This window comes from Massilia pseudoviolaceinigra, assembly GCF_030846505.1.
Classification (GTDB): domain Bacteria; phylum Pseudomonadota; class Gammaproteobacteria; order Burkholderiales; family Burkholderiaceae_D; genus Telluria_A; species Telluria_A violaceinigra.
On sequence record NZ_JAVCWL010000045.1, the window covers coordinates 1 to 16,003 of the forward strand.

The window sequence follows — 16,003 nt, forward strand, 5'->3', positions numbered from 1 at the left end:
TATTTCCGAAGGATACGAGCCGTGCGTCCACTTCTTGAGATTCATTGAGCGTTGCTTCAAATTCGCCCCTGTATGTGGACAGCACTATATATTCCGATGACCTCGGTGGCTTGACGACCGAAAGAGTCAAAGATTTTTTGGTTTTGCTCTGAAATGTTAAACATAATTTTTCCTTCATGCAGCAACTATGAGGCAAGCCGACGAAAAAATTGCTTTCGCTGCCGCTACATGGGAACTCTTGACGATCCAGCCACCCTGACGGTTGCGGTACCCACGCTCACGGCATACCGTAAACATCAAGTTCTCCAGCGGACCGGAGAACGGCGCGTTGACGGCCATGTCACCACTTGGGAGGCTAGTGGTAGTGATCTGTCCATCAACCCCATGTTGTTTAAATATGCTCACGATTTTTCTTGTTATTATTTGCTAGCGTTTTGTTGTGCTTGTAGCAGCTGGGCGCCGTCGAGCTCGGCCAGCAAGCTCGTCCTCAGCATCATGGCGGTGCCGTAAACACACGTAAGCAACGCTACATTGCGTGCGTACTGGGAGTTCGCCGCTAACAGCTGCAACCTTGAGCATGTGCTCCAATCGATGATCGTCGATATAGGGAGCTTTTGCCATCTTATCCGCAGTTGGTTTGCATTGTATTCAGAGTCACTCAATTAGAGAATACGCTCAAACCCACTGGCGCACAAGGCTTAGCCTCAGTCTTCGGAGAACTGCCTGGACAACGTTTTCCGCCCACGGGTGTCTAACACCGTAAATTAACCGCGGAGGACATTATGGGCCTTGTATGCCGCTATGTTAGGACGAGCAGCATAAGACGATCTGGTGCGCGCCGTCGAACTACTGCATCGCTACCGGTCACCAGATATGCCATCGCGTGGGGTTGCTGATGTCGAGCGAACTTTGCGGCGAGCATTAACCCAGGCACGCGCTCGGGGGCGAGTAGAACGCTCGCTCGACCTGTCGGTGGTTTCCCATGTCTGGCGTAGCGCTTCGAACCCAGCCGCCACGATAACGTACCTAGGTTACACAATTTTTTGCTGTGTAACTTTTCTTGTAACCTGATTTTGTGTAACTTTTGGGCCCCCTCAATAGGTCCCAATTTTAACAAAATCGCCTGCTCCCGAGCCGGTCCGGCAGCTGCTCGACACGGCCCGGGGATGCGCGGGTAACCCCTTGATTTTTTTAAGAATTTTAGCCCTTCTCGCCCAGCGGATTGACGAATCCCGCACCCGTGGAACATTCCGGCCGATGGCGCCAACTTGGTTGCATTTCGGCACTGTTCAGCCTGCGCAACCGGACGCCGAACGGTCGATATATCCCAGAAGCAATCAAGCCACCGGAATTGTCACTGAGGATTAGGTGTTGTCACGAGAGTCAAGCACCGCTAGGGCCGGTTGGACGCGCATCGCCCATTTTCCGCCCACCGTAAATCTTGTCCTCGATCCGGTCCTGCGCACGGCTGGCCACGTCCATGTTCACTTCCAGATAGCCCATCGTGGTCTTCGGGTCCTTGTGGCGCATGATGGCCTGAATGGTCTGAATGGGCGTGCCTTCTTCCGACATGAGGGTGGCGCAGGTGCCGCGCAGGCGGTGGGGCGTGATCCCAGTCAGGGAGGTGGCGGCGTTGGCGCGGCGCATCGCGTATCGGGCGAATCCATCCGGCAGCGCCCTGCCCTGCTTACCTGGCGCGATGAGGCCCGGCGGTCGTCGTTGGGGCGCCAGGTACACAACCAGCCAGCGCGGCATCGGCACTGGGACCGCCTCCTTCCCCTTGGTAATGCCGGGCGTGAAGGTTCGCCGCTCCCAGTCGATCCACTCCCAACAGGCGCTGGCCGCTTCCGACTCGCGCAGGCCCAGGCCGTACATTAGACGCACAGCGATGGCGACGGACGGCGAGCGCGTGGTTGCCTTGTCGATCTCGGCGAGCCAGTCGTCGGTGGTCTTGGTGGGCAGCGTGGCGCGCGGGATTTTCTGGACCGGCAGCATGGGCACGTCCCACGGCAGCTTGGGGATGATCTTGCGCTTGACGGCCCAGTTCACCAGCAGCTTGAGCTTGCGCAGCCAGTGGTTCGCGGTGGCCGGCTTGCGCGTGGCCAGGTGCGCGTTTCGCGCCTTCTCGATGATCTCGGTGCCCAGGTCGCTAATGGGCAGCTGGCCCAGCCCGTGAAGGTGCCGGCGCTTGAAAACGTCGATCCCGCGGCGATGCGATTTGCTGGCGATCGGCGCGCGCAGTTCCTCCCATTGCTCGATCAATTCCTCCAGCGTCGGGACCAGCTGCATGCCGCTCGCGAGCAGGACGGCATCGGCGTACGCCTTGGACATGATCGCGTGTGCGCGCTTGTGGTTCACCTCGTGGGTGGTGCGCTGGCGCCGCGCGCCACCGGCGAGCCGGAAACGGTAGTGGTAATACTTGCCAACCTTGAACAGGGTGCTGGACATGCCGCCCCCGGTCAGGCTGGGGGGATGAACGAACCGAGCTGGTGCAGCACCGGCGCCGGCGGCGGTTCCGGTGGCAGCGCCGGCGCGGCCATCGCTTCGTGGGCCTTCTTGATGCTGTGGCTCATGCTGTAGGCGGCCTGCCCAAAGCTTTTCACATGATAATAATAGGTGCGCTCGCTGATGCCGAGCGCGGCGGCCGCCTGCTTGGCCAGCGCGGCGTCGCCGACGTAATACGCCTTGAAGGCCAGGAACTTGCCCTTCCATTTCTTCATGTCGGCCAGCGTATGCACGGCCATGTTGAAATATTGCATGTCAGGGTGGTTGCGGGCGTTTGGCTCCCTTCCTACCTTGGACGGCTGCAGGCGCCCAAGGGTCCCGCTGCTGGCCGGCCGCATGTAAAAGCTGCGTGTCTGGCACCAGCGCACCCACTCATCACAATATTCTGCTACTACATCCCGATTCTTCATTCGCTCTGCCTCCGTGGTTAACTTGCAGGGCAGTCTAAAGCCGGTTAATGAATAACTTAGATTTTCACCTTAAAGAGGCGGACACAGAATTCGGGAAAAATAGTACGATAAGCTCAAAAATTACAGCCGAATACCCTGGGACGGGGACGGAAATCGTCTAAAGTACCATTTCCGATTGCCAATCGTTCCGCAAGGTTTTACGCACACATTTCTTTTTAGCAACAAATACGGTTCGTATCGGACGAACAGGGTGTCGACAACACTTTTTTCTGACGGTTCGCTTTCGGCCACGAGCAGCCATTCCCACAAGAGCCAATGAATGAAAAAAATGTGGATTTTCGCAGTAGGAATCGGCTTTACGGTGCCTGCTTTGGCACAGGACGTCAAGATTGCTAGCTTCGACCCCACTCACCTTCACCTGAGCGGCAGCTATTGCTCGTTCGAGCGTAAGCCCCGCGAGATAGTCCTGGCGAGCGACTGGGCCGGAAAATTCTGGATGAAGGTCGACGGCAAAATGCTCGAGTTGGTGAGCTACCAAAGTGATGATCTAGTGGGGCGGCAGCTTGCTGGAAAGCGTTGGGACGTGGTCCTCAGCAGCCCCGGTTTGACGATTGAACTTCGCCTTTTGGAACTAGGGCGTGGCGAGGACTCAGCCGCATACAAAGGATATATCGAACTAAAGCAACATGGTTCACGCACACGAATTTCCATTACCGGCGGCTGTGGTACATAGCGCCGCACACCAATTCGTCGCTCTAGTTGGATCTCGGCCGTTGTCGACCGGCAGGAGTAGGCCAAAAACAGTCGTTCATCATCGGGTAGCAAGTCACTCAGGAGGGCAAATGGAAAAAATATCTTTTGCGTTAGACATTCAGGATGGATGGCCACCAGTGGCAACTGAACACGTTTGGTGTGAAAAGTCAGGCTCGATTTACGAACTCCAAAACGCTCCCTTTTTTATCAAAGGCCTCGCTCTCGGCGATAGATTCTCTGCCGAACCCGATGAAGTTAACGGATGCATCTTTGAGTTTGCCACCATAGAAGTATCAGGGCATTCGCTGGTATGGATTATGGAGCAAGAAGGTCTGGAACTTGAGCCATACAAAGTTGAGCTGATAAATCTTGGCCTCGGTATCGAAATTTTCGCTCAGTTTAAACATTACGCAATTGATGTCCCTGAATCGATTGACAGTGATGCAGTCAATGTGATGATGGACATGCTCCAGGACCTTGGTTTTGCGATGGCCTTCCCTGTGTGGAGGCATTGATCCCTCGCGTCCGCCGCTTTGGGTGGTAGCGGAAGTACCAATATACAATGCTGCTGAGCTCAACTATTCTCGCAAGGACCAACATGCAAGATTTTTCTAAATACTCGATTTCCCAGCTTCAGGCGCTGGAAGTTCAATTAATTGAAGAACTGAAAAAGCGTCATTTCCTTAGTGTCAGTCAGGCGAGGGAGCAGATCCTACATATCGCCCGCAATGCCGGCATATCTGCCGCGCAACTTGTCGCCATCAAATCTCCCAAAGCCCCCAAAGCGAGCCCTTCTGTGATGAAATATCAGAACCCGAATGATGCCGCTCAACAGTGGAGCGGCCGCGGGCGCCAGCCTGCTTGGGTCAAGGAGTGGATCGAAACGGGCAAGTCGCTAGATGAAGTACAAATTTAAGCGAAGGGGCGCAGCCACCATACGCGCCAGTTCCACGGAGCGGTTTCGGCCAGGAGCGGCCATTCAAACCTGCAACTCAACAGCTGCGGTATGCGGCTACTTTTATGATTAATGACCAGGCGTTCTTCGAGCGCAATCCAGGGCTGGACCTCCGGCTCGTCGCTGAAATGAACGAGTCCCTCCAGGCAAAATTTAGCGATGCCGAAATCTCAAGGATGTCGCAGTTCCTCAGCGCGACTGATATAGGCTCATTGCGTGGATCAAGACCAGCTATTCGCGACCTTCCGTCCTCCTATGTTGCACTTCTGACGAAGTCAAATGGAGGCGGAATCGTGATCGGAAACCGCGAGATCGCATTTTTCGACGCTCTGACGCTGCGTGATTACTTGGTTGACTACCAGTTCCCAGTATATATGCCCGGCGCATTGCCGTTCGGGCTCAACGGAGGCGGTGTTTTCTATGTTTTTGACATGCGGGAAGCACCTGTCGATGGCGAGTTTCCAATCTTGGCAGCTGCTTCGGGCAACCTCGAATATGATAGCTCCCCAACCATCGCGCATTCATTGCAGCAATTGCTTTCCGACCTCACCAACATCGAAGACTTCCTGTGAAACCTGCGGCGGAAGATTTTCGATTCAACGGAAGCTGGACCATGCGTTTTCCTAAAGTCATGTAAAGGGCATGCGCGGTGCAAATGTAGCTCGTGGAGCGGCCGTTCTGGCGAAAGCTCAAGGACAGCAATGGGGCGACAGCTGCCGAGATCGGACCGTACCGCAGCCGTCGAGTACAATCGGCAGTTGTCGGCCAGAAGCGGCCGCTCGTACTCAACAGATTTCCCCGCGATGCGCGGGATTTTAGCCGCAGTGAAATGCATAATAGGATGCGGATTGGGCCAGCCACGCCTCGCAATTGCATGCACTCGCGCATCATGCGAAGATGCTCCTTGCAGATTTCCTCAAAGAAACTCGCTTTTCGGCTTACAATCTCGATCTCGACCGTCCGTGGCGGTTCAGTTCAACAAAGGTTTATGGGCGGCTGCCTTGCCGCCGGACTGTTCGGGCTGTACCGGAGCCGCCGATATACCCTATTCGTTAGCTCACATGAATATTTTCTGGACTCAAAACCAAATCCCTGCACTGCATGGTTTGTCGAAAGAGCAACAGGCAGAACTGCTCCGACCAATTATTCCCCTTCTGGCAAAGCATTGGCAGGTATGGTCTCCCTTTGCCGGAATGGTTGTTCTGTACGCGATCTTCTTTTTTTTCGCTCCACGATTTCCATATCGATTCCCGGTTGTTGTCCTATCTCTTGTAGCGCTTACTAAAATCGCATGTCTGCCTCGCAACGCCTACATCCATCGCTACCTTAGTGTTTGTAAGTCTGAAGTGGCGAGCTAGCATTTCCGTTGAGTCGGACTGTCGAATGCGTCACAGTTCGTTGTGTAATTTTCGGGCGGCACTCCGCTCACGTGCATGGGCCAGATCGGATCGTAGAAGCCGCTGCCGCTGGTGCGTTTGAGTTCGGCGCTGAACGCCTGACGGCGCGGCTGAGCGTTAACGTTGAGGACGTTTCTCCTTCTGGTCCATGTCCGCTTTGGGGCGGAAGCAGCCTGTCAACGCGTGCGTTTCATTTGCAGTTAGCACGAGCACGCGGCAGTCGAATGCGAGCTGGCGCGGTCGATTGCAAGCACGTTTGGAGATACCGTGAGCCCGGCCATACCGTCATTTGCAGTTAATTCGATCCGGAAAATTCATTGAATGCGAGCACGGCCATTTTGAAACGCGAGCCACTACAGATACTATTGTCACATTGGCGTACTATTTTTCCCACTTCTTTGGAACACGTTATCCCTCATGAAATACCTTCTCGCGTTAGTTCTGAGCATCTTCCAACTCTGCCAAGCTCGCGCTTGCGACAGAGATCTGACCGGCACCTGGAAGTCCGACAAAAGCATGTCGATGGATTTTATACGGGACAAATCAAAGATCGAACCAAAGACTGACGCCTTCCTGAATGCACTGCTAGGCAAAATGACACTCACGTTTACGAACGGCAATTTGTACGTGATCATGCCGGAAACACGAGTTCCAGTCTCAGGCGAGATGCGTCCCTTTGCCGGCTTTGAAGAGAAGAAGCTCTATAAGGTTCTTTTCTGCAGCTCTGCAATGATCGTTTGGTCAGCAAAGCGGTCCTTTGGCGAGGACGATGTGGCCACCACATTCAATTTCGAAGCGCCGGATCTGGCCTGGGTTTATACCGGCAGCACTGTTCCTGAAACGCCCGACATGCACACGCGCGAGTACTTCCGGCGCGTTCGCTGAGGCTAACAATTCATTCAAGCCGAAGCGTTTTCGCGGCTCAGCTTAATTTGGGCGTTAAACGGCTGATTTGCAGAATTATGACCGTCCGCTTTGGGGCGTAAGCGGACGGTCGGACGGCGCTGCTGTCACCTTAACGTACTATTTTTCGAATTCTGTGCTCGGCCCTTAAAGCGCGCGGCGCCATGGAAACGCCGGCGAATAGCCAAGGAACAAAGGCTTAGCGAAGAAGTTGCGCACGCGCGGCGGGACGATAGAGCGCGGCGCTTCCGGTGCGCTCTCCTTTTCGAGCTGGTGCCGGGCGCGTGTCGTTAGTTTGTATTTGATCCCCTCGCGAATCAGACAGCCGCGTTCGACCAGATCGCAGTAAAGCTCGACCATCTTGCAGTGGTCGATGCCGGCCGGGAGCTTGCGCGTGACGAAATCCCCATGCACCTCGGCGCCCCGATAGATCGTCATTGGCCCCTTGAGGAACGCTGTCAGGATCTGCTCGCTGCGTGAATTTTTCTCAGGAAATTTCATACCTAGCTCCTGCAGGCGCTCGCCGGTGGGTTTTGGCCGGTGTCTGGTGGACCTGGCCGGCGGCGATCCGCGCGGCGATCATCGTTTCGGCGGCGAACAGGTCTTCGCGGGTCGCAACGGCGCACTGCGCCTCGTGAATCGCCAGCGCATTGCTCACCGCGTCCATGCCCGGCCCGTCGAGCCGGTACTGGCCGGTCCTCGCGCCCCGTTCCGCCGCCCGGGCCATCGCCTCCAGGGCCGGTATCATTTCCGGAACGTACTCTTCGCCAATGCCCGTTTCGGCAAGACAGAGCGTAATGTTCATGGCCGTGCAGAGATAGACATACGACGTCGCGGTTGCATCGCCCAGCTTGATATCCTCGAACGCACGCCAATATTTTACGCAGATGAGGGTCGCCTCTTCCCCCTCGATCGGCAGCGCATTCATCATGCGCACGTCATGCCGGGATACGCCGGCAGCGATCACCTGCAGGCCGCCGCCGACGGCACACTTCTTCTCGCGATATGCCTTGACGCGACGCTTCGGCGATCCGTGTTTGCCGGCCATTATGCGTGCTCCAGCAAAGAACCCTGCCGGCGCACATTCGCGCGCTCTCGCGGTGCTACGTTCATCTTCTCGGCTTTCATTTTCGTAAGCAGTGCTGTTGCGGCCGCCCGCCCTATGGCGGCCTCCTGGTTGAGATGGTTTTCTATTTGCGTGTAGGCCAGCTCACGCTGACGCTGCACTTCCGCACGCAGTTTCGCCTTGACTCCGGCCAACGCTGGTTCGCCGTCCTCCCTCCTGACCTGGTCGTAAGCGACTTGGCGCACGTGCTGTGGGGCTCCCGCCAAAAGGCGGATTTGACAGCATTCCCGGTGGGCATTAAAGCGCCCCCACAGCGCCACGCAAAAATCGCAACTCACCTGGTCGGGCCGACGAGGAAGCTGCGGATCGTGGTGATCGACATGTCCGCTACGTCGTGGATGCGGATCATCATCGCCGCGCTCAGCGCGACCTTGACGTTCCGGATATTGCTCACGTTCGTCGGGGAGACGCCCAGTTCGCGCGACAGGGCGGCGTCGTTCTTGACGCCGAGCTTCGCCATGACAGCGTCGAGCAGCATGCCGACGTTGTAGGCCGGGTTGTTGACGTCGATCGTCACGAATTTTCTCTCGGTGGTGGTGGTAGTGGTGCTCATACGTCGTCCTCATCGGTGATAGGTTGGTTTTTTCGTGCTCGTGATGCTTTCAAAATTGCTTTCATGCCGGCCACGGCACCGGCCGGCATTCCTTTTTTGGCGCGGGGAGACACCTCGGTCGGATCGACGATTCCCACGCGGCTCTGGCGCGGTTGTGCCGGCGGGACTCCGCCGTTGTCGATCGCAGCTTGCACCCGGCCCTTGAACGCCAGGGCGGACTCGCCAGCTTGCGCCGGCTGCAGTCCCAGCCGCTCAGCTTCGGCCGCGACGCTGGCGTCCGACGCCCACCAAGCCTGGCTGGCCCGAGCGCCAGTCGCACGTTCCGGGCCTCGGGCATTGCGGCACCAGTTGCGCCACGGGCCTTCCCATTCGAGCTTGACGCCACGGGAACCTGCCATCGGCACCCAGTGGTCCCGGAACGTCGCAGCCACCTCGCGGACATGGTCTTGGGTCCAATCCGGAAACTTCGCCAGCGCCCAGTCACCCCATGATTTCGGAAGTGCAAAATCTTTGGGCAAACGGGTACCGGTTGCCGTGTTCCGGTTAACTGATGATTCAATTGATGGTTTACTGATGGTTATGGGTGCGAGATCTGCGGGGGTTTTTGGCAGAATCTGCGGGGGTGGGGGTGCAGATTTTGCGGGGGTGGGGTGCGGATTCTGCGGGGGTGCGGATTCTGCGGGGGTGCGGATTCTGCGGGGGTGCCGAAATGGGCCGAATAGATGTGATAAATCGTGCTGCGGCCACGCCGCATTTCGCGTCGTACGATGCCGAGCGCTTCCAAGCCCGTGATGTGGCCCTGAACGGTACGCTCGCCCATGCTGCATTTGTACGCTATCGTCGTGATCGACGGATAACACTCGCCCTGGTCATTGGCGTTGTCGCACAACGCGATCAACACGAACTTTTGCCCCGACGGCAACGGCGACTTCCATGCTGCTGTCATTAAACTAATACTCATTTGAATCCTATGTGCTGCATCAGAACGGCGCGCCGCCCGTCATATGTTCGATACGGTGTTGGCCACGCAGTCTCTGCTGGGCGACGCTGGCGGCGAGTGCCGCAAGGAAGGCTGGGTTCACTCATCGGATGTCATTCGGCGCTACGGCCCGCCTGGGTTGCACGGACGCAGTGGACGCATTTGCCGTACTGGGCCAGCTGCTTGGCGAACACGTTCTTCCCGCAAGCGCATTTCTTTGGCCTGAGCACCGGCCCAGGCTTGGAAGCCCGCGTCCGTTCGCTAAACATGTCGGAGCCGATCCGACTTCCGACCGCCCACATCACGCCGCTTTCCAGGTAATGGCACCGCTCGTGCCGTTTGGCTTGATATGGCCAAGTATTTTCAAGCGCTGCAGGGGCGCATACAGCTCGGGCGTTTTGACGCCGAGTGCGTTGGCGATCTGGGCCACAGTACGGCCGCCATGCGCGCGTACGTGCTCAAATGTCTTGCGCTCGATGTCGCTGGGCGGGCGCCGTCCTGCGCGCCGCGCAGGTTCATCAATCACATGCCTGGCGTGCAACGCGGCGTGCTGCGCCGCAAAGTGTTGAAATGCATTCATTCGGTCTTCTTTATTGGAGATCATGTTTCCAGTCACGCGGACAAACAGTAGGGGCGGCACAACGCCGTCCGCTAAAAATGCAGACTTGCGCACTTCATGCCAGCGGACTCGATTAGGAGGTCAACTGCGGGGGACTAGGTTTTCATCGGTACTCGTCCGGCTGCAGGTAGACAATGGCGTCAACGGGCACGACCTTGAGCCCGGCCGCTGCGAGCAAACGCGCGCAGTAATTGAGCTGCCCGCCCGATTTCGCACGAGAAATGGACGATTCGTGCATACCCAGTCGGTCTGCAATAGCGGTAGCCGTTGCTTTATTGATAAAATTCAAGATTGTCGTAAAATTCTTGCGTGACTGGTCGGCAATTTCCGGGGATACTTGGGCCAAGTCGGCCAGTTCGCTCTTGCTAAACTCGGCATCGGACGGGGCCGTATCCATGGCGGGGCTGTTAGGCATGGAGAAATCCTATGCTGCATGGGTAAAAAATTGATAAAGTACCGGCCGTAGGCAAGAATGAGAGGGTCGAAAAGATCCGTGTCAAGCTGGGCCGCCACGTGCAATAAGCCTGGCGCGTGCGGACCGCGTGCTATACAACTGCGCCGCGATGTCAGTTTCAGTTTTCTGTACCTCAAACATTATTGCCACCAATAAATATTTAACAAAATATTACAGTTTTTCGCAGGTTTTTACAATGAATTATTGCATTTAGTGATTTTAAAAAATTATTTTGGTAAAAATATAAAAATGACAGATGTGCAAAAAGACGCCCCTGATCGCACCCAGCGCCTTCGGGAGGCGTTGCAGCGAAAAAATGGCGGCAACGCGTCGGAGCTTGCGCGATACGCGCAGGTGGTCCCGCAAGCAGTCAGCAAGTGGCTCACAGGCACCCAGTTCCCGCGAGACAGGGCCTTAGACTTGGCGGCAGAATTCCTTAATGTGACCCCGGAATACCTGAAATTCGGCACGCCTACGGTACGCCCACCACCGACCGAAGATTCCCTTATTCTGATGTACGTCAAGCCGCTCGAAGCCAAGCTGCTGACAAACTTTCGCGAGTCGACGGAGCAAGGCCAACACCAGATGATGATCTCATCGACGCATGCCGAGAAACTGTCCTCAGAAAAGTTACCCCCGAAAGGTGCGGCTTCGGACTAGCCGCAATTGCCGTTCCGGAGTGGCATGGTCGCCGACAAGGCGGCGATGGTATCTGCGATGGCGAGCGAACGCGCGACATTCAACAGATACGCTTTTGACGCGGTCGAGGTGGAGTCGAACAAACCTATCAAGACGTTGCGCGCCTGGTTCGACGAGGTATTTTCGATGGGCACTTCTGGTACTGGTAGATTCAATTGAGCGGCGCTTTGAGTGGACATGGTATTGATCTGTTAACAATAATGTTACAACATGGAAACTGTAGTGACACTTTGCCAGAGCGTAGGGCTCATGGCAACCGAAGTTTACTATCACCTTTCGCCGAAGCAATAATTTACGTTTGACAGTAAACTATCAGCTGCAAGTTGAGCAATACATCAAATTATGTGGCTGTTCAATGTTGCATTTGTGCAATTTTTATTGCCGAAAAACTGGTATCGCTCACTGCGGAGAAGGGGCGGCCTGGGTGAAGTAGCGCCTGCCGAAGCTGCCAGGCCCTCAGACGCGGCCCTCAACTTTGCCCAATAGCTAAGATTAACAATCTGCGCTACACTTGCCACCGCTTATTGCAATGCGGAATTAAATGGCTTGTAGCACCCCGTTTCCCGAAGTGAGAATGACCACGGCCCAGCTGCGCGCGGTCGCGCACCTTGCCACGCTCATACAGGCTGACGACACCTTGCTACGCGAGATCCGGCGCATCGTTCCCGCCAAGGTCGCCGGCTTCAGCGAATGGCGCGGCCAACTTGATTCCGAAGTGTGGGTCCGTTTTCACTGGTATTTCGATGAGGTACGCGACGATTTTGTCGTGCCGGCGCAGGGCGTAAGCACAAACATCATTCTTGTCACTCCCTTCAAACAAGATCTGTCCCGGCCCACGTTCTACCGCATGCTGATGCGCCGCCTTCGACGCCGGCTTGACTGGCAACCCTATGTGAAGCTCAACCTGGAGGCGCAGGACGTGCGCAACGATCCGCAGTTGCCGTCCATGCGTGCCGCGTTGCGTCCCGTACCCATCGCCATGCGGCCCCTTCACCGGGATGGAACCGCGACTTGGGGCAGAAAGACCGCACGCGAGCTGGCCTGCCTCCCGCCGGCGGACCAGTTCGCGCAGATCGCCAAGCTTGCCAGGCAGAAGTTTTCCTTCGACCAGGCCCTCGCCTACGCCCGCTGCAAGGAAGATGTCAACATCTACGTGCTTGAAGAAAATCACCGGCCGGCCTGGCGCCAGGTGTATGCAACGGAAGAACTAGCGATGCGCGATCCACGCCTGCACATGCAGCGCGGCGCCCATACCTGGCACGCCGCGCAATGGCACGCCGAAGATCCGGCGTTCTGGACCGCAGCTATCGAACAAGGCATCGAGCACGGCTGGCTGATGACGTCCGACGACGGCCTGGCCACGCTGGTCCTGTCACGCAAGGGAGAAGCTGTCACGGAAAGGGAGCTACGCTTGATCGAGCCCAGTCTGGTTGAAATCGCCCGGTTCGCGCACAGCATGATGCGGCACCAGCTGCGGACGCCCGCAGCCGTCCAAGCAGCCGCGGGAGCGGTCCTATCGGATATCGAGAGGACGATTTTGCTTCACATGCACGATGGCCTGCAGCGCAAGGAGATCGCCGACCGCATGAGGATGAGCCTGTCTGCATTGGACCGGCATATCAAGTCGTTCAAGGTCGAATTGAAAGCCAAGTCCAGCATCGATGCGATCAACAAGGCCAAGCTGCACGGCATGCTTCCCGTTACACGGTAATCAGGCGCGGTCGACGTGCTCGCGCAGGAACCTGGCGTGCGAATACGGTTCGCGCTTGCGATAGTGGTCGGGCAGATCGAACATTGCCCAGTAGTAGGCTTCCCTGCCCCGCGTGACCTGCGGTGGCTTGCAGTATTTCAGCGGGTCGCCTGGCAGATCGGAGGACCAGCATCCGTCGCCAGTATGGAAAAACGGCACTACGCGGCGCTCACGCAGCGCGGCCAACAGCTCCGCTGGCGCACCCTCCTCTGCAGCGATATCGGCGTGCCATTCAAGGCTTTTGGCGTTCATCATCGGCACCAGCGTGGGCGCTCCCTCTGCGTCAAAGAACAGAAAGCCGTGGGGATTAGTAAAAAGATAGTATTCAACGAATCCGTAGCGGTCGCACAGGCCCTTGACCATGGCGGCCGCAGCCGGGTCGCGCAAAAATCCAAACTCGTGGGCGTCCAGCTGGCCGGCCTGGCTGCGTGACTGATCGAGGAAGTAGGTGTTCTGCAGGGCGTCGATGGCCGCCTCCAGCTGATCGAGCGCGTCGGACTCCTGCTTGCGGATAAACCGATGGATGAGGCCACGATTAAAGGCCGCCACGGCAAAGCTCGCGTCGGCGCGCGCAGTGAACATGATTTTCTTACAGGGCAGATCGGCGGCCGCCTCGCAAAACTCCAGCCCATCCATGTCCGGCATCGCGTAATCGATTACCACGACGGTGGGCAGCGAAAAACGCTGGGGATCGCCGACAAAGTGATAGATCCGCTCCAGGTCGCTTTCGGCGGTCGTGCCCCCTTCACCGCACTCATCTTCAAAGCCCAACAGTTGGAGTCCACCTGGGTCCACCCTGCTGAAAATATCCGACACCCAATGGAGCGCCGCGCGAGCCCGATTGAAGGCGGTCTTCGCCAGGCTTTGTTCGAGTTGGAAATCCAGTACGGCCACTGAAGAACGATCATCGTCAATCACAACCGTCATTGTCGGGTGACGGTAAAGCGGCAACTGGACTGGCATGCATGTCTCCTCGGGCGGCTTTTCAGTATATAGCGGAATGAAGTTACAAAAAAGGCCAATGTTGGATAAAAGCATTTATCACCAATTCTCACATTTTTGATGAAATAAAAAATTACAACAAATTCGCTAAACTGCAATATTATGTTGCAACTGCTGGCGACGTGCCGGCGCCATTTCCCTCAAAGCGCACCCCGGAGCCCTATGAAAGAACTCAACAACAATCGCACACCGGATTTCTTCCTGCTGCCGTGCGCCCAGCCAATGGAACCATCCGTGAAACGTCATTACATCGCGGCCCTGGTCGTGCTCGTCTGCGCAGTCGTCTATCTCAACGTCGCGCACTCCTCGCCCGCCCCTCTCGGCTGCCGCGCCGAGCTGTCCCAGTAAGGCCCCACATGTCAACCAACTATCGGGGTGTCCAAAAAGTATTCCAGAATGAAATCGATTCACTGTGGGGACGCATTGAACAGTTATTGAAGGAACACGACATCTGCGCTATCGCCGCGTTCGTCATCCCGCTTACGCCGAACGGGGCACTGTTTTCCTGTACGCGACGCCGAACAAGGACGGCACCGTGCCCGCATCGCTGATGGCGGCCTACAAAGCCATCGATCCAACAGCCATTATTACGCCATTGCCCTCTGACGACACGCCAGCGTAAAGGCTTTGTCCGCACGAATCACCACACGCGTCACGGCGCTGAACCTGGCCTCCAACCGTGGCCCGCTCTACCAGACCGCGCATCTGAAAACTACACCCGCATGCCGCCACGCCGCCCATTGTGTGGCGTGCGCGAATTTTCCTGATGGCACACAGATCCTGCGCGAGCTGCTTGCCATTGTCGGCAACGACGGCTATGCAATAACCGCCCTCATCCTGGGCGGCTACCGCAAGGATCTCGCCACCACCATCGCCAACTATCTCGACCTTTACACACCACGACATGAACGACTTGATCACGCGACTGCGCCTCGCCAATGACCCGACCGCTGACGTAGCCGCCGACCACATCGCCACGCTAAGTGAACGCGTCGCGATCCAACAGACCATAATGGACAGCGCGGCCAGCATTCTGGTCGAAGCCATCGCATCTTCGAACGGGATCGATGAAGCGCAGGCCGAGGCGTGCATCGCCAGCATACGCGGCAAGCTGGCCGACATCGGGAAAACGACCGCCGAACATTATCTGGAGCTGATTTGCGATCGCATCGCCGCCACAGCTGGCATCGGACCGCAGATGGAATTCAACCCGCTTACCGCGCTCGATCAAATCCGGATCGTCCTCCATGCGCAGCGGCGGACCGCGGAACGCCTTGAGTGGGCAATGTCGGTGCTATGGACGCCGGCCGACAGCGCGAACAAGCCGCACCTGGTGGTGCGCACCAAGGGGACGCGGGCGATCATCCGCGAATTTGGCGGGGCCTAACCTGGCTCGATGCCGTCGACCAGCTCTTGAACGAAGGGGTGGCGAAGCGAGATGCAGTTGGCGTGGCATCGGCCGAGCTGCCGGCATGACGGCCAAGTCGACGCGGTGCCCGTTGACGCCGGTGGCAATCCTCGATCTGGCCAACGCGCACGCGACGTCGAAGGCCAAGGCGATCTACAGCTTTTCAAAACGGGACGTGATCGCTTTTGCGGAGGCGGTGGCTGCAGTGACGACGCAGACCGGCGAAGATACTGCACGACTCGCTGCGCTGAGCGGCAGTTCCGGGTTCGTCACCGGCCGCGACGCCGGCGAACCAGCCTACCGAATGTTGGGTACCGATGAATGGTACACAGATCTACGGACCGCGATTGACCAACACCCTGCCACACGGCGCTCCGCCTTTGCCCGTGCCCGACACGATCTCCAGGCGGCATATCACGTCTTACGAGATCATTAACTTAGCAAAATTCATCAGTTAACTTCCAAATCACCCTAAGTTGCGCTAGTATTC

23 protein-coding genes are annotated in these 16,003 nt (G+C 57.0%); 12 read left to right on the forward strand and 11 right to left on the reverse strand.

Annotated elements, in window-relative coordinates; genetic code table 11:
* Positions 1–1,383: 1,383 nt before the first annotated feature.
* Both RBA40_RS30205 and RBA40_RS30210 read right to left on the reverse strand, forming a co-directional pair.
* Positions 1,384–2,448: a tyrosine-type recombinase/integrase gene (locus RBA40_RS30205; RefSeq protein WP_306652325.1), complete on the reverse strand. Its 1,065-nt coding sequence runs from the start codon at positions 2,446–2,448 to the stop codon at positions 1,384–1,386.
* A gap of 11 nt (positions 2,449–2,459) precedes the next feature.
* Positions 2,460–2,759, reverse strand: coding sequence for a hypothetical protein (locus tag RBA40_RS30210; RefSeq protein ID WP_233294975.1), 300 nt, complete (start codon positions 2,757–2,759; stop codon positions 2,460–2,462).
* Positions 2,760–3,234: 475 nt separating this feature from the next.
* Between RBA40_RS30210 and RBA40_RS30215 the strand changes: the two genes are divergently transcribed.
* From RBA40_RS30215 to RBA40_RS30235, 5 genes are all read left to right on the forward strand, one after another.
* Positions 3,235–3,648, forward strand: coding sequence for a hypothetical protein (locus tag RBA40_RS30215; protein WP_306652327.1), 414 nt, complete (start codon positions 3,235–3,237; stop codon positions 3,646–3,648).
* Between the two features lie 109 nt (positions 3,649–3,757).
* Entirely contained in the window at positions 3,758–4,183 is a 426-nt protein-coding gene (locus tag RBA40_RS30220; RefSeq protein ID WP_306652328.1) for a DUF4265 domain-containing protein, read from the forward strand.
* A gap of 83 nt (positions 4,184–4,266) precedes the next feature.
* Positions 4,267–4,584 (forward strand): H-NS histone family protein, encoded by a 318-nt coding sequence (locus RBA40_RS30225; protein WP_306652330.1) that lies wholly within the window; start codon positions 4,267–4,269, stop codon positions 4,582–4,584.
* A gap of 104 nt (positions 4,585–4,688) precedes the next feature.
* On the forward strand, positions 4,689–5,195 hold the full coding sequence (locus RBA40_RS30230; protein ID WP_306652332.1) for an SMI1/KNR4 family protein: 507 nt from the start codon (positions 4,689–4,691) through the stop codon (positions 5,193–5,195).
* A 1,242-nt stretch (positions 5,196–6,437) separates the two neighbouring features.
* Positions 6,438–6,905, forward strand: a complete 468-nt coding sequence (locus RBA40_RS30235) for a hypothetical protein (protein ID WP_306652334.1) — start codon at positions 6,438–6,440, stop codon at positions 6,903–6,905.
* Between the two features lie 165 nt (positions 6,906–7,070).
* On the opposite strand, the gene RBA40_RS30240 is transcribed toward RBA40_RS30235, so the two are convergent.
* The 8 genes from RBA40_RS30240 to RBA40_RS30275 form a co-directional block, all read right to left on the reverse strand.
* Positions 7,071–7,424 carry a hypothetical protein gene (locus RBA40_RS30240; RefSeq protein WP_306652335.1) on the reverse strand — a complete coding sequence of 118 codons (354 nt, stop codon included), beginning with the start codon at positions 7,422–7,424 and terminating at the stop codon, positions 7,071–7,073.
* On the reverse strand, positions 7,411–7,971 hold the full coding sequence (locus tag RBA40_RS30245; RefSeq protein ID WP_306652337.1) for a hypothetical protein: 561 nt from the start codon (positions 7,969–7,971) through the stop codon (positions 7,411–7,413). Before RBA40_RS30245 ends, RBA40_RS30240 begins: the two co-directional genes overlap by 14 nt.
* The gene (locus RBA40_RS30250; RefSeq protein WP_306652339.1) at positions 7,971–8,234 is read right to left on the reverse strand and encodes a hypothetical protein; all 264 of its coding nucleotides are present in this window, start codon (positions 8,232–8,234) and stop codon (positions 7,971–7,973) included. Before RBA40_RS30250 ends, RBA40_RS30245 begins: the two co-directional genes overlap by 1 nt.
* A gap of 89 nt (positions 8,235–8,323) precedes the next feature.
* A complete protein-coding gene (locus tag RBA40_RS30255) occupies positions 8,324–8,602 on the reverse strand; it encodes a helix-turn-helix domain-containing protein (RefSeq protein ID WP_306628636.1) in 279 nt (92 codons plus the stop codon).
* On the reverse strand, positions 8,599–9,120 hold the full coding sequence (locus tag RBA40_RS30260; RefSeq protein ID WP_306652340.1) for a hypothetical protein: 522 nt from the start codon (positions 9,118–9,120) through the stop codon (positions 8,599–8,601). Before RBA40_RS30260 ends, RBA40_RS30255 begins: the two co-directional genes overlap by 4 nt.
* Positions 9,121–9,179: 59 nt before the next feature.
* Positions 9,180–9,563 (reverse strand): helix-turn-helix domain-containing protein, encoded by a 384-nt coding sequence (locus RBA40_RS30265; protein ID WP_306652341.1) that lies wholly within the window; start codon positions 9,561–9,563, stop codon positions 9,180–9,182.
* Between the two features lie 319 nt (positions 9,564–9,882).
* Positions 9,883–10,185, reverse strand: coding sequence for a hypothetical protein (locus RBA40_RS30270; RefSeq protein ID WP_306652342.1), 303 nt, complete (start codon positions 10,183–10,185; stop codon positions 9,883–9,885).
* Between the two features lie 118 nt (positions 10,186–10,303).
* The gene (locus RBA40_RS30275; protein WP_306652344.1) at positions 10,304–10,615 is read right to left on the reverse strand and encodes a hypothetical protein; all 312 of its coding nucleotides are present in this window, start codon (positions 10,613–10,615) and stop codon (positions 10,304–10,306) included.
* 252 nt (positions 10,616–10,867) lie between these two features.
* Here RBA40_RS30275 and RBA40_RS30280 point away from each other — a divergent pair, with 252 nt between their 5' ends.
* From RBA40_RS30280 to RBA40_RS30290, 3 genes are all read left to right on the forward strand, one after another.
* Positions 10,868–11,314 carry a helix-turn-helix domain-containing protein gene (locus tag RBA40_RS30280; RefSeq protein ID WP_306627824.1) on the forward strand — a complete coding sequence of 149 codons (447 nt, stop codon included), beginning with the start codon at positions 10,868–10,870 and terminating at the stop codon, positions 11,312–11,314.
* Between the two features lie 24 nt (positions 11,315–11,338).
* The gene (locus RBA40_RS30285) at positions 11,339–11,512 is read left to right on the forward strand and encodes a hypothetical protein (protein WP_306627765.1); all 174 of its coding nucleotides are present in this window, start codon (positions 11,339–11,341) and stop codon (positions 11,510–11,512) included.
* Between the two features lie 415 nt (positions 11,513–11,927).
* Complete coding sequence (locus RBA40_RS30290) at positions 11,928–13,064, forward strand: DUF4902 domain-containing protein (RefSeq protein ID WP_306652346.1); 1,137 nt, start codon at positions 11,928–11,930, stop codon at positions 13,062–13,064.
* On the opposite strand, the gene RBA40_RS30295 is transcribed toward RBA40_RS30290, so the two are convergent.
* Complete coding sequence (locus RBA40_RS30295) at positions 13,065–14,066, reverse strand: response regulator (RefSeq protein ID WP_306652348.1); 1,002 nt, start codon at positions 14,064–14,066, stop codon at positions 13,065–13,067.
* A gap of 201 nt (positions 14,067–14,267) precedes the next feature.
* Here RBA40_RS30295 and RBA40_RS30300 point away from each other — a divergent pair, with 201 nt between their 5' ends.
* From RBA40_RS30300 to RBA40_RS30315, 4 genes are all read left to right on the forward strand, one after another.
* On the forward strand, positions 14,268–14,453 hold the full coding sequence (locus RBA40_RS30300) for a hypothetical protein (protein WP_099883110.1): 186 nt from the start codon (positions 14,268–14,270) through the stop codon (positions 14,451–14,453).
* A 279-nt stretch (positions 14,454–14,732) separates the two neighbouring features.
* The gene (locus RBA40_RS30305) at positions 14,733–15,047 is read left to right on the forward strand and encodes a hypothetical protein (RefSeq protein WP_306652349.1); all 315 of its coding nucleotides are present in this window, start codon (positions 14,733–14,735) and stop codon (positions 15,045–15,047) included.
* Positions 15,010–15,492: a hypothetical protein gene (locus tag RBA40_RS30310; RefSeq protein WP_306652350.1), complete on the forward strand. Its 483-nt coding sequence runs from the start codon at positions 15,010–15,012 to the stop codon at positions 15,490–15,492. Before RBA40_RS30305 ends, RBA40_RS30310 begins: the two co-directional genes overlap by 38 nt.
* An 85-nt stretch (positions 15,493–15,577) precedes the next feature.
* A complete protein-coding gene (locus RBA40_RS30315; RefSeq protein ID WP_306627770.1) occupies positions 15,578–15,949 on the forward strand; it encodes a hypothetical protein in 372 nt (123 codons plus the stop codon).
* Positions 15,950–16,003 lie beyond the last annotated feature (54 nt).